The organism is Paenibacillus sp. JT22N7, assembly GCF_059383875.1.
Window position 1 is genome coordinate 577,201 of record NZ_JBXENY010000004.1, and the last position, 13,060, is coordinate 590,260.

Below are 13,060 nucleotides of genomic sequence, written 5' to 3' on the forward strand. Positions count from 1 at the left end.
TTTAGGACCATCCTTTGAGGGATGGTCCTTTCTTTTTCCCGCTTTATTCAAATATCATACCCATATGCAATAAGATTACACTTAGAATTTTTTCTTTCTTGCCCTTACGAAAAAGACTATAATGACCGCAAGTACTATTGCTATTACAACTACGATATACAAATCGATATCCTGCTCAAACATAAACCACATCTTGTGTTCTAAGTTTACTTGTTGTTTTGGTTGAACTCCTTCACCGAATAGTTCAGTTGCTTGGCTCAGGTTATTCATTTCGATTGTCGAACTGCACGGACTACTGCTTAATTCGCCATCCACTTCGCTAACGTATATTAAGTATTTTTTGCCTTCCCTGAATTCAAAACCCCAATTGTAGTCAGTTGCGACAATGATTTGAGAGTCAACTTCAATATTCCAACTTCGTTCAACTTCTACTATAAGATATTTAATTTTTTCTTTTGTCCCCGTAAACCCCTCTTGCTTCAAGTCAACCTTTATTTGCTTAACTTCACCGTAAACGGCTCCACTATATATCTCTAATGCTTCTTTGGGACTTCCCACTTCAGCACAGGACAAAGCTTTAGCCTCTTGTCCATTTGAAACAAAAAATACGGTAGTGAAAAAAAATATTAACGTGAGTAAACGAAGTTTCAATTTTCTCACCTGCTCTCATGATGTTTTTTTATACATCCTTATTGACTTCTTAAACAGGTGGAATGTTGCAATGATCTACCCTTTAGCTTGAAACCGATTCAAGCAGTTTTTGGTACATATATCATAATCGTGAACTAGAGCCAAGCCCCCTTTTCAGGAGGTATATAGATTGAGAATCATTAAAACAGGGCCGGACATTGTCATTTTGCATCGCGCGGAAGTGCTACCCTGAGGCGCTCCGCTACAAAAAGAGCTTGCCCTTATTTATGATACGGTTCAGCTTAATGGGGCTATTGGCGAAAAATGCGAAAGGAGCTGCCGCTGTCAGCTCCTTTGCTTCAATTAGTTCTGGTGCGAGTATCATTTTCTGACCCGTTTACCCACTGGAATACTCTGAGCAAAACGAAATACATTATGTGGATCGTACTTTCGTTTCACCTGCTTCAATCTGCCAAAGTTCACGCCATAATACGCCTTGGGCCAGTTCTTAATCTGTAAATCGGGGAAGTTCACATAATCCCCCTTAACAAAGGGACGTAACGCTCTGCGGAACCTTTTCACCCACTGAATATTCCGCTTCTGCTCCCCGTTGTTCCTCCAGCGTGCTGACAGTTCGTAGATGGTCTCAGCTTTCCGATGAGGATAGGCGGTTGCAGTAGGCGATACTCGACTCACCGCGCTTCCTGCACCACCTAAGCTTTGACTCCACACGGTAGAATGCCTGTTGGGTGCTTTGGATAAAAAATCACGTATAATTCGTATTCCTTCACGAGGCAAAGGTTGAAGCCCGTAAGCCCCGCTTATTTTAAATTTCGGCTCCAAATTCAGGTCCGATTCTGCGAAAAATTTGGTTGCTTTAATAAATGGCACTGTCTTCACCAGCACCTTCACCGGAGTGCCAGCTCGCAAGAGCGGTCTAATCAATCGACGCAGCTCCTCTGCACCGCCAAGTAATTGCCCGGTAGATTCAATCGTTCCGACCTTCTTGGCAGCCACCTCAATGGTTGAGGTTAAGCGGTTCGTGACAGACGGGGCCCAGCGCTGCCAAACCGGCAGCACCTTCTCCAAATCGCCCCATTTCCAAGTGACGCTGTATATAGAAACCGTTGAAATGGGTCTAACCCGAAAAGTATAGGCTGTAGCAACGCCAAAGTTTCCTCCCCCGCCGCCTCGTGATGCCCACAATAGATCGGAATGTTTCCTCTTGTTTGCCACAATCGTCTTTGCTCCATACAGCCCCGAAGCTACGACCATCTTCACTTGTTTCAAGTTATCGCACGTAAGTCCATATTTGCGGGACAGAAGTCCAATACCGCCTCCCAGGGTAAGCCCGGCTACGCCTACGTCGGGCGCTGTCCCAGCCGGAAGTGCCACACGCTTATTCCACAGCTTTTTGTACACTCGGGCAAGTGGATTTCCCGTCTGTACTATGGCCACCCTATTTTTTCGATCAACCTTAACCTTATTCATCTCGCTTACATCGATAATAATACCGCCATTTACAGCCGAAAAACCTTCATAGCTGTGCCGCCCGCTGCGTACTCGCAGCCGTACACCATGCTCACGAGCCCATTTGACTGCGTTGATCACATCCTGAGTTCGTCTGCAAAAAACAATGACCTTTGGAAATTTGGAAAATCGCCTATTGAACTCCATTCTGGCGGCATTATATGACGGATTGCCCGGAAATACGAGCCGCCCTGTTAATCGTGTACCTCGCTTTTTCCGGTTTTGTGTCATCCACTTTACACCATCCCTGTTCATGGCATTAGCCTTTCTCATCAGCTTATGTAGGGATACTTGACCTAGTAGCGGCAAACGCCCTGTTTGTATCGTAAAATAGTTCAAATCGCCGTCACTTATGGTACGGTTCTCCGCGCTGTCTGTAACGGCAAGTTTTTTAGGCCATCCCTTGTGGGGATAGCCCTTCTAGTACATCTAATGAACATCAAACACTTGAACTCAATAACTCACCGAATTCCTTACCAAGGGATATTAATTAAATTGAAGTGAATTATGACGAAATGCACTTATTTACCTTGGCATCCTGCTGTTTCAGCCATCTCAAAATCGCTTGGTTTGTTTCTTCCGGCTTTTCTTGCTGGATCCAATGACCGCAATCCAGATTGACCACTTCCGCATTGAGCACGAACTTTGTCAAGTTTTCTGACTTTTGAACCGCATCCCGGTCGCCGTAGATCATGAGAGTCGGCTGTTGAATGATTGGGTTCACCTCCGCCAATAAGCGCCAGTTGCGGTCAAGGTTCCTGTACCAATTTATGCTGCCCGTGAACCCTGATGTTTCAAAAGCAGAGACGAGAACGGCCAGTTCGCTGTCGCTCATCAAGGGCTCACCCAGTGGTGTTTCTGCTCTGGCGAGTTTGATCAACGCCATACCTGGCTGAGGCTCTGTGGGGGGCTCGTTCTTCCTGTACAGGTTGCGAAGGAACCGGAACGTATTGTCTTCGAATACGGCGTCCGCGACGCCTGGCTGTCGATTGAAGTGGACGAAATAGAAGTCGCCGCCAAGTATTTCTTCCATGAACTCGATCCAGGGTTTTTCTCCGCGCTCTTGGTAAGGCAAGCTCAGATTTATCACTTTGCTTACACGGTTTGGATGCAATAAAGTCAGTCCCCAAACGACCATTGCACCCCAATCATGACCGACAAAGGTGGCGTCTTCGTAACCGTAGTGATCGAGTAGTGCGATGAGATCACCTGACAAGTGTTCAATGTCATAGTCTGTTACTTCGGTCGGACGGGATGAGTTGCCGTATCCCCGCTGGTTTGGGACGATGACATGGTAGCCCGCTGCGGCAAGGGCGGCCACCTGATGGCGCCAAGAAAAGGCATGCTCTGGCCAGCCGTGACAGAGGACAATGGGTTTTCCGGCATTTTGTCGGCCTGCTTCAAAGACTTCGAGTTCCACACCGTTGACTGAAATAAGGGTGGGCTTGGGAAAATCAGTTGGATTAAACATAAATCAAAACCTCCTTCTTGTGATACATGTAGTATAATGGACAAAAGGTGACATCTAGGTGGCACCGTTCTGAAATTATGTAGAAAAAAAGAGGGCAATTATGGATAAAGTGGAGAGACTCATTTCGATTATCATGATATTGCTGAAAAAAGAGGTTGTTTCTACAAAGGAATTCTCACAACTATTCAATGTTTCCAAAAGAACGATCCTTCGCGATATGGAAACATTGAGCTTATCGAACATCCCGATCTACTCTGTCACTGGGGTCAAAGGCGGCTACGGCATAATGGATGAATACAAGGTTGATAAACGCCTTTTAAGCAGCTCCGATTTACAGAATATATTAACTGCACTCGGTGGATTGGAACAAATCCTCCTTACTGAAGAAGTTGAAAGGACGATAAAAAAAATAGAGGCAATGGTTAGTCCATTGTCTCTGAATCGTACCATTCAACTGTCTTTTTATGATTGGGAAGGTCGGTCCGAGATTGTTGAAACCTTAAAGACATGTCAAGAATCCATATTAAAGAAAAGGCTGGTTTCGTTTAATTATACAGATAAAGACGGGACTGTAACGAATAGAATGATCGAGCCCTATGAGCTGCATTTTAGCGAATCGAGTTGGTACTTGAGAGGATTCTGTTTACATCGACAGGGATATCGAACATTCAAGTTATTCCGAATCGATCCTATTACTATGGATGAACGCGCGTTTCATCCTAGAGACGATTGGTCAGAGCAAGGACACGAAGCAAATTATGTACCGCAATTCGTCACGATTAAGGCACGGATATCGCCCAGCATAAAAGATCAAATCATCGAAAGGTATGGTCGAAGAAGTATTGAAGACCATAGTTCTGGATTTTTATTAGCAACCCTTTATGTCCCTCAAAACCGTATGGGATTTCAATTATTAGCAAGCTTCGGCACTCATCTAAAAGTTGTAGAGCCCAAAGCCTATGTTGAAGATTTTCGAAATTATTTATATCAAATGATGGAGAACTATTCCTGATCAAGGTCTCGTCTCGGCCTATATGACCGATTCCACATGAGTTGGGTCTTTACGCGCTTCTTCATAGATTTAGCATCGTAGCTTCAATCCTCAACTCAACTTTTCGCCGTCACTTATGGCACGGTTCTCCGCTCAGTCTGTACCGGCAAGCTTTCATACTAAAACAGATTATAGTGGACAACCCTTCAATTCATTTGCAGGAAGCCTTTAGCCTGGTACCGCTGGTACGTCAACTTCAACATCAGGCCCATCGTTTACGATGTACACTACTAAAGAACCATTAAGTTCTATTGTCGGACGTTTCGTTTCCCACTCTTCTAACCGCAGCTTTAATTCTGTTGATGACTCCGGAAAAAGAGTAAGGGAAGATGCCTCAATCTGAGCAAGCAAACGACCCACGCTATCTGTTTCAATAATGAAATGAAAGGTGGTCATGTGTTTGGCGAACGTTTTGAAGTTTACGATCTATGCCCCTGTATCCTAGATAACATTCTTTGCTGCGTCGATGGCATCATGACGTTCAAGAAATGCCGAACATTTTAAACTGATTCGTTTAACCATGTTTCCGTTCCCATCTTTGATGCTATTTTAGAATGTTTTTCTCCAAGTGTAATTGTCGAAGAAACAAAAACAAGGGAAGACCCAGTGAAGGACCTACCAGTAGCGTACCTGCAATCGGCAACCATAAATATTTCATTTTCTTTCTGGTGCCTTCTAACAGAATAAATCCCATAAGCACGATCACGGTAACTAAAACATCCATCCATGCAAAAGCTCCGATACGCGTACTGGTTATGGCTTCAAATAGGAGAGACAAATCGAGGCCGTTGCGCACGACCCAAGGGATGAATTGCGAATAGGGCAAGACGAGTCCCAAAAAAGATAATACTCCGTAAAAGTACTTCATTTATAACCCTCCATTATTTTGTAATTTGCAACTCCAAAAAGCTCGCAAAAGTCCGTTTGCTCCATCTTCGCTGCTGCGCGTGACCGCTCTTCAACCCATGTCCTTCAAGGCTCCGTTCCAAGCCCTCAGCGCGATTTTTCAAAAAAACTTGCCCCTACTTATGGTACGGTTCCCCCCGCATAATTTTAAACACCCGATAAACCTGCTCCGTCAGCACAAGACGGAGCAGCTGATGCGGATAGGTAATCCGCCCAAAAGAAAGCTTCATATTAGCGCGGCGCAGCACTTCATCAGCGAGTCCCAAGCTCCCGCCAATGACAAAAGCGATCTGGCTCTTCCCATACGTACCAAGCTCCTCGACATGCTTCGCCAATTGCTCCGACGTCCACATCTCGCCTTCAATTGCCATTGCGACAACGTACGTATCCTGCTTGATATGGCTCAGTATCCGCTCGCCCTCCTTCGCCTTTACCTGCTGCTCTTCACTCGCACTAAGCTGCTCCGGCGCCTTCTCATCCGCTACCTCGACTAGCGTTAGCTTTGCATACGGAGCCAAGCGCTTAGCGTATTCCGCGATCCCTTGCGTTAAATATTTCTCCTTCAGCTTGCCCACTGAAATAATCTGTATTTGCACTGACAACGTCTCCTTTATTCGCAGCCTATATATCGGCCTGTCCTATTAGTACCAATCATACCATTCGTCCGCAGCAACAACACATTATTAGGCCTAGAAAAAAAGGCCAACCAGAGAGCTCTCTGGCTGGCCTTGTGATTCAAAAACCTAAACATTATCCTCGCATGTCCATTAGGCTCTACTACTCACTAATATCCATCAGGCTCTTGCACAGCATCTCAAGCTCGCCATTTCCTAGCGATCGCTTCAATCTGCTGCGGCGAAGTCCGGCAGCAGCCTCCAATAATACGGGCGCCGGCTTCATACCAGCCTTCCGCCTCCTCCAGGAAGCTCGGGCAGCTGCCCTCGCCATGCCACGTCTTTGTCTCCGGATTATAGCTTTCCCCGGAATTCGGATAAACAATAATCGGCTTCTGCGAGTGAGCGCGAAGCACCTTAATCGCCTCCGTCACGACAGCGCCGGGGGCGCAGTTCATGCCGATCGCGGCAATCTGCTCGCTTTGCGCGAAGGCAGCCGCGCATTCCGCCAGCGGAGTGCCTTCGCTGATCGCCGTTTCATTTTTCAATGAGAACGACAGCCACGCATACACGCCCGGGAACTCCTTCAGCAGGGCATCCAGCACTCTGGCTTCCTGTAGAGATGGAACCGTCTCGAACGCCAATAGGTCGGCACCAGCCTCAATGACAGCCGCCATTCTTGGACGGTGGAACTCCGTCAGTACCTCATCCGACACGCCATAGTTGCCCACGTACTCCGAACCATCCGCCAAATAAGCGCCATATGGCCCGATGGATGCAGCAACAAGCGGTTTAGGCCTGTTAGCGTACTGAGCGCCCCACGCAGAAGCCTGATCACCATTACCCTCCTTAGCAGCACCTGCACCTGCTCCTTCTTGCTCCCAATAATCATCACGCGCTTTCCTTGCCAGCTCGACCGTGCTTTTAATCAGCTTCAAAGCTTCCTCTTCACTAAGCCCTCGCTTGCGAAAACCATCCACTGTCGCCTGATAGCTCGACGTCGTCGCGCAATCCGCTCCTGCGCGGTAATAATCCAGATGCACCTGATAGATCAGCTCAGGCTGTGACAGCAGCACTCGCGCGGACCAAAGCGAATCATTCAGATCGCAGCCGTGCCGTTCCAGTTCCGTCGCCATTGCGCCATCCAGCACCATAATCTCATGCTTCTGCAAAATATCCTCTATTACATTGTGCGTAGCACCATTAAACTTTTCCATAACACTTCTCCTCCCTTTTCCGTTCTCTTTTTCTTTTTCTTTTTCGGTCTCTTTCAGCTCTATATTTTCCGTCACTTCACGTCACGCCCTGCCTAACTCGCTACTTCTTCACACGATAAAACGAATAATAGCTAATGTAGCACAGCGCAATAAACGGAACCCCGCAATACAGCGCAATCCGCTGTGTCGGATCGAACGCAATACCGATACAGGACGCAAGACACAACACGAACGAAGCAATCGGCACAAAAGGATACCAAGGCGTCCGATAAGCCAGCTTGTCCACCGAGTTCCCCTCGCGAACATACTGCCTGCGGAACATAAACTGCGAAGCGCTAATGCTCATCCACACAACGACCACGGCAAGCCCTGATATCGAAACTAGAGCAATGTACACCGTATCCGGCGCGACAATGCTGGAGAGCAGCGCAAGTCCGCCGCCCATCATACTAAGAATGACAGCATTCAGCGGCACACCATGCTTCGTCAGCTTGGCGAACAAAGGCGAAATGGTCTTCTTGTCGGCTAGCGACCACAGCATCCGTGACGACGCATACAATCCCGAGTTCGCCGCCGACAAAATCGCTGTCAAAATAACAAAGTTCATCACATCCGCCGCATACGGCACGCCGACCCGCTCCATTACCGTGACGAAGGGACTTTCCGTTACCCCCGCCTCCGACATAGGCAGCAGTGCCGACAGCACAACAATCGTTCCAATGAAAAAAATAACGAGACGGAACAGCGTCGTGCGAATCGCTTTCGGTATCGTCCGCTCGGGATTCACCGATTCTCCCGCTGCAATCCCGATCAACTCCGTGCCGGAGAAGGCGAAATTCACCGCCAGCATCGTCAATAAAATGGCAAAGGCTCCATTCGGGAACCAGCCTGCGCTCGTAATATTGGTCAACAAGGGCGCTGGAGCCGCATCCGCCATTGGGACAATGCCGAAGATCGCTCCCGCTCCGATAACTATAAACAGCACAATCGTCAAAACCTTTACAGACGAGAACCAAAATTCCGATTCCGCGAAAAACCGCACCGATCGTGCATTTAAGACAAAGATTAACGCAGCGAATAACGCGCTCCAAATCCATACATTAACCGAAGGGAACCAGCGCTGCATGAGCAGCCCAGCCGCCGTAAATTCCGAGCCTAACGCCACCGTCCAGGTGAGCCAGTACAGCCAAGCGACGGTGTAGCCGGTAGCGGGTCCGAGATATTTTGCCGCATAGCTGTGAAAAGCGCCTGTCTCGGGCATATGTACCGACAGCTCGCCCAAGCACAGCATCACGAGATACACAGCAATAGCCCCAACCAGATAGGACAAAATCGCGCCAAACGGACCTGCCTGCTGAATCGTATAACCGGAGCTTAAGAACAGGCCCGTCCCAATAACACCGCCCAGCGAGAGCATAACGATATGCCGCGTCTGCATTTTCCGCCTAAACTGCTGCTTACTTCCATTGTCCACGTTCATTCTCCTAAGTGTCATATTCGGACAAATAAAAGCACACCCCTTTTGAAAAAGAGTGCGCTGCTAACGAAACCGCATAAGCGGATTTCAAATTTTTTTCGCCCCTGCAACAAGTTAACTTCAATATATCGGGCTGTCAGGTTCATGTCAATGTTAATATTGACCGACAGCTTGACACGCAGAGGAACACATTTTAAAATCCGCAAAAAATCGCTGGGCATATAGATACGCCCAGCGATAGATGAACACTATTCTTATATCGGTTCTTCCCTTATACGACCAAAAACAGTGCCCCATCATCGCATAAATCGCATTTGCGCGGCGGGTCCCAGTCTGCAAATTCCGTTTCCTTCAAATCCACGATATCCGGCGCGTCCTCATACTCATCAACGAACTTATCGATCGCTAGCTCCACGTGTTTTTTGCATACACAATACATAGTTGGTTCGCTTCCTCTTCTGCTTGATTTAATCAGGGTGTTGTCCCTTTGCCTTCCGTTAGCATAACAAACAACCTGCATATTGTGAAGCCCGCACCTTTCCGTCCTAAGAGAAACGCCTGGCGGCGTCCTTACTATTAGACGCCATCGTTTTGGCGAAACGTATAGAGAAAGCATGAGAAAATTCATATACTTTCCTATACGTCAAGGTGAAACGCGCCGTCCTCTGGCGGCGCGTTTCATTCCAAGAAATATAGAGAAAGGATGGAAACATCATATACTTTCCTATATTTTAAAGAAAAAAAGAGCCGCCGCAACAGGCTTCCTCCTGTCCACGACCGCTCTCCCTAATAGGATGACGATATTTTATTCTTCCACCTTATCGGTTAACGAAAGTTGCGCCGTCGTCAGCTTGCCGTCCCGGTAGAAGGTCACTTCTACCTTGTCGCCGATATGCTTCTTGGAGTACAGGTACTTCCGCAGCTCCATCGTGCTGCCAACCGCTTGCTTATCGAGCTTGACGATCACATCGTTGAAGAGGAGACCAGCCTCCTTCGCTGGACCGACCGCCTCCAGCACAATGACGCCCGCACGGACATCCTCCGGCAAAATAAGCTGCGCCGCGCCTTCAGCCTCATCGTCGCTGCCATCTGTCGAACTGCCGGCTTTCCCGCCAGCGCTGCCGCCCTGCTGCGCAAAATATTGCGCCAGGTCCATCGTGTACACGCCCAAATACGGACGCGGCACATAGCCTTTTTCCAGCAAATCGTTTACGATTGGCATCGCATTATTCGTCGGAATGGCGAAGCCGAGGCCTTCCACGCCGATATCTGCGATTTTCATACTGTTGATGCCGACAACCTGGCCGTTCAAATTAATGAGCGGTCCGCCGCTGTTGCCTTGGTTGATGGACGCATCCACTTGAATAACCTCTTGCTCCCAATCATAGTTGCCATCCTGGTTCAACGATACAGGAACGATTTGACGTGTTTTGCTCACGATACCCATGGATAAGGAATCGCCCAACCCGAGCGGATTGCCGATGGCAATGACGAATTCAGCCGGCTGCAAGGCAGAGGAATCGCCAATTTCCGCAACGGTATCAATGCCCTTGTCGTCGATTTCCAATACAGCCAGATCAGAAATTTGATCTTCGCCAATCATTTTCGCCGCACGCTCTTCGCCGCTAATGAGCGTCACTTTTAGCGCATCCGCATCGACGGTGACATGGTAGTTTGTCATTATATAGGCTTTGCCATTTTCTTTTTTGAAAATAAATCCTGAACCAACGCCGGCCTGCTGCAAGCTGTTCTTCTCTATACTGTCTTTGCTTTCATTCTTGCTGCCATCGCCTTCATCATTCGGAACGCCCATGCTGAAAACCTGCCGCTGCTCATTAATAACGCTAACGACAGCTGGCCTGACCTTCGCTGAAGCTTGAATCGTCTTCATTTCCAGCGATTCGCTGTCATCGGACATCTTCGCCGTAGAAACCGCCTGCACTTTGGCGCTGCCGCCAACTCCGCCATTAAAGAACAGCCCGAACAGCAGCACGGCCGCTATTGCGCTTGTAGATGAAGAGATAAAGGCAATGCGCACACTGGACCAATTCCGCCTCGTCTGCTTGCTTGACAAGATGCGCCGCTCCTTGCTGAAGGCGCGTGTGCGTCTGGATACTTTCGTCGAATAGAAATCGTCATCGAATAATCCCATATCTATCTCTCCTCTCGATGTCCGGCCGACATCAAGACTATTTGGTATATCTCTCAATCGAAATCAACGCTGCTAGGAATAATTTCGGAAGATTGGACTACAATAATAATAGATTACAATCCGCAGCTAGAAAAATTTTTTGTTAAAAGATGATTTGCTTTCCACTTCATTGCCAAAGGAGCTTGATTTTTAATGAAAAAACCTACTTCCATCCCATCCGCTTGGGAGCATGTGCAGCTCGGCGCGATGCTCGCAGATCTGAAAGAGGAGCACTATCGCACCGTTCTGACCTTAAGCGCATTGCTAGAGCTTCTGCTAGAGAAAGGCATTGTTACAGTAGAGGAATTACAAGCCAAGACTAGCCAGCTTGACGGGCAAATGGATGAACAGCTGCACAGGCTTATTTCTTCTTCACTTCGTCCCATTCAGTAGGCTTGTCGTGATACGTGTGCCGCAGGGGGAAGTCCTCTTTTTTGAAGAAAATCCCGTTGTCTTCTAATATGTTATTAACGGTTAGCATCGCTAAGTCCATTAAATTATGATCAAGGCTAAGATGGGCCAAATACACCCGTTTTGTCCGGTCAGTCAGCAGCTCGCAGAGCGCTTCCCCAGCCGCTACATTGGATAAATGTCCGACGTCGCTTAAGATGCGCCGTTTCGTATTCCATGGATAACGCCCCATCCGAAGCATCTCCGTATCATGATTGGATTCTAGCACCAGCACATCCGAATCAATGATCGCCTGCTTCACCTTATCGCTCATATAACCAAGGTCGGTCGCCAAACTCAGCTTAACGCCCTGATCGACGAAGGTGTAGCCCACCGGCTCCGCAGCATCATGCGAAATCGGAAAAGACTGTATTTGCAGCGAACCGAAGTTTAGCGTATCTCCCGTCTCGATTACAATGCGCTTATCGGCATCGATTTTGCCCACATGCCGCTCCATCGCGCCCCAAGTCGCTTCATTCGCATAAATAGGCAGCTCGTGCTTGCGCGCAAACGCGCCGAGCCCTTTAATATGATCGGAGTGCTCATGCGTGACGAACAGCGCGTCCAGCTGGTGGCCGAACACTCCGCGCTCCTTCATGAGCTCCTCCATTTTTTTGGCGCTTAGCCCCGCATCGACGAGTACCATCTTGTCGCCATTATTAATAATTGTGCCATTCCCCGTTGAACCGCTTGCCAGTACTGTAAACCATAGTCCCATTTCCGCCTCGTCCTATCCTTTCTCCCACTTGAGCCTGTCGCTGAATAACTCTGCGCCTTCTCCTACTGCTCCTTATCCTGGGCAACCTCACCGCTTACCGCATGGATATAATAAGGGCGGTCCGCATCCTCCACCAGCACACGCCAATAGGGCGCGGATACCTGCATCTCCGTATCGAACGTCTGTCCATGATAGCCAAGCTGGATATCGGTAATGACCGAGCCATCCGGCAAATTCCGCTCAATGAACGGCGCTACCGCTTTCGCTGCAGGCAGCACCGTCTGCTGCTTCGCATCATTGCTCTCCAGCACCTCAATGCGCGACTGCTTAAAACCTGTAATTTTCTGATTGCTGTAATACAGCTCCAGCTTGACCTCGAACAACGGCCGGTTATCGACCATCCGGTACAAGACGAATACACCTGCCTTGCTGCCCAATGGATCGAAAGCGTACTGTTCAATGTCCGGAATTTGATCGCCTAATGCGGTCAGCAGATCCGCTTGCGAGAATACAATTCGTCTATCCACTGGCGTCTCCAGCTTCACAACTTCCTGCTCCTCCAGACTTTGCGACTGGAGCTGGTACGTTAAATCACGCATGCTTGGCGTTTCAAGCGGCAAGTTGGCGTTCAGCTCGATGCGCTTCTGCTTCATGACCAGGGCGGTGTCCGGCGGAAGCTCCGCGGAGTGATTGTTGATGTCCAGCTGCTCCCGCACCTCTAGCCATACCTGATAGCCAAGCAAAATATTAAGCAGCAGGAAGCTGCCAATCAACACACTTTTCGCTCTGCTCCAATCCAAACGCC

Annotated in this window: 13 protein-coding genes; 2 read left to right on the forward strand and 11 right to left on the reverse strand. The window is 48.4% G+C overall.

Annotated features, from left to right (window positions below):
* Window positions 1–81 precede the first annotated feature (81 nt).
* From AC50Y5_RS14025 to AC50Y5_RS14035, 3 genes are all read right to left on the reverse strand, one after another.
* The gene (locus AC50Y5_RS14025; protein ID WP_494861417.1) at window positions 82–651 is read right to left on the reverse strand and encodes a hypothetical protein; all 570 of its coding nucleotides are present in this window, start codon (window positions 649–651) and stop codon (window positions 82–84) included.
* A gap of 360 nt (window positions 652–1,011) precedes the next feature.
* Window positions 1,012–2,391, reverse strand: a complete 1,380-nt coding sequence (locus AC50Y5_RS14030; RefSeq protein WP_494861419.1) for an FAD-binding oxidoreductase — start codon at window positions 2,389–2,391, stop codon at window positions 1,012–1,014.
* 274 nt (window positions 2,392–2,665) lie between these two features.
* Window positions 2,666–3,631 carry an alpha/beta fold hydrolase gene (locus tag AC50Y5_RS14035; RefSeq protein ID WP_494861424.1) on the reverse strand — a complete coding sequence of 322 codons (966 nt, stop codon included), beginning with the start codon at window positions 3,629–3,631 and terminating at the stop codon, window positions 2,666–2,668.
* Window positions 3,632–3,731: 100 nt separating this feature from the next.
* Between AC50Y5_RS14035 and AC50Y5_RS14040 the strand changes: the two genes are divergently transcribed.
* The gene (locus tag AC50Y5_RS14040) at window positions 3,732–4,643 is read left to right on the forward strand and encodes a helix-turn-helix transcriptional regulator (RefSeq protein WP_494861426.1); all 912 of its coding nucleotides are present in this window, start codon (window positions 3,732–3,734) and stop codon (window positions 4,641–4,643) included.
* Between the two features lie 583 nt (window positions 4,644–5,226).
* Here AC50Y5_RS14040 and AC50Y5_RS14045 read toward each other — a convergent pair.
* The 6 genes from AC50Y5_RS14045 to AC50Y5_RS14070 form a co-directional block, all read right to left on the reverse strand.
* Window positions 5,227–5,550 carry a DUF2834 domain-containing protein gene (locus AC50Y5_RS14045; RefSeq protein WP_494861428.1) on the reverse strand — a complete coding sequence of 108 codons (324 nt, stop codon included), beginning with the start codon at window positions 5,548–5,550 and terminating at the stop codon, window positions 5,227–5,229.
* A gap of 154 nt (window positions 5,551–5,704) precedes the next feature.
* Window positions 5,705–6,184 (reverse strand): 23S rRNA (pseudouridine(1915)-N(3))-methyltransferase RlmH, encoded by a 480-nt coding sequence (rlmH, locus tag AC50Y5_RS14050; protein ID WP_056036182.1) that lies wholly within the window; start codon window positions 6,182–6,184, stop codon window positions 5,705–5,707.
* A gap of 218 nt (window positions 6,185–6,402) precedes the next feature.
* A complete protein-coding gene (gene mmuM, locus AC50Y5_RS14055) occupies window positions 6,403–7,419 on the reverse strand; it encodes a homocysteine S-methyltransferase (protein ID WP_494861431.1) in 1,017 nt (338 codons plus the stop codon).
* 100 nt (window positions 7,420–7,519) lie between these two features.
* A complete protein-coding gene (gene mmuP / locus AC50Y5_RS14060) occupies window positions 7,520–8,893 on the reverse strand; it encodes an S-methylmethionine permease (protein WP_056036179.1) in 1,374 nt (457 codons plus the stop codon).
* Window positions 8,894–9,167: 274 nt separating this feature from the next.
* Window positions 9,168–9,335: a CxxH/CxxC protein gene (locus tag AC50Y5_RS14065; RefSeq protein WP_063838033.1), complete on the reverse strand. Its 168-nt coding sequence runs from the start codon at window positions 9,333–9,335 to the stop codon at window positions 9,168–9,170.
* Window positions 9,336–9,701: 366 nt separating this feature from the next.
* Window positions 9,702–11,048: a S1C family serine protease gene (locus tag AC50Y5_RS14070; protein ID WP_494861433.1), complete on the reverse strand. Its 1,347-nt coding sequence runs from the start codon at window positions 11,046–11,048 to the stop codon at window positions 9,702–9,704.
* 192 nt (window positions 11,049–11,240) lie between these two features.
* On the opposite strand from AC50Y5_RS14070, the gene AC50Y5_RS14075 reads away from it, so the two are divergent.
* The gene (locus AC50Y5_RS14075) at window positions 11,241–11,480 is read left to right on the forward strand and encodes a hypothetical protein (RefSeq protein WP_494861435.1); all 240 of its coding nucleotides are present in this window, start codon (window positions 11,241–11,243) and stop codon (window positions 11,478–11,480) included.
* Here the strand turns inward: AC50Y5_RS14075 and AC50Y5_RS14080 are convergent.
* On the reverse strand, window positions 11,449–12,255 hold the full coding sequence (locus tag AC50Y5_RS14080; RefSeq protein ID WP_056036170.1) for an MBL fold metallo-hydrolase: 807 nt from the start codon (window positions 12,253–12,255) through the stop codon (window positions 11,449–11,451). The two genes, AC50Y5_RS14075 and AC50Y5_RS14080, sit on opposite strands and share 32 nt — an antisense overlap.
* Before the next feature lie 62 nt (window positions 12,256–12,317).
* Window positions 12,318–13,055: a two-component system regulatory protein YycI gene (gene yycI, locus AC50Y5_RS14085; protein WP_494861438.1), complete on the reverse strand. Its 738-nt coding sequence runs from the start codon at window positions 13,053–13,055 to the stop codon at window positions 12,318–12,320.
* Window positions 13,056–13,060 lie beyond the last annotated feature (5 nt).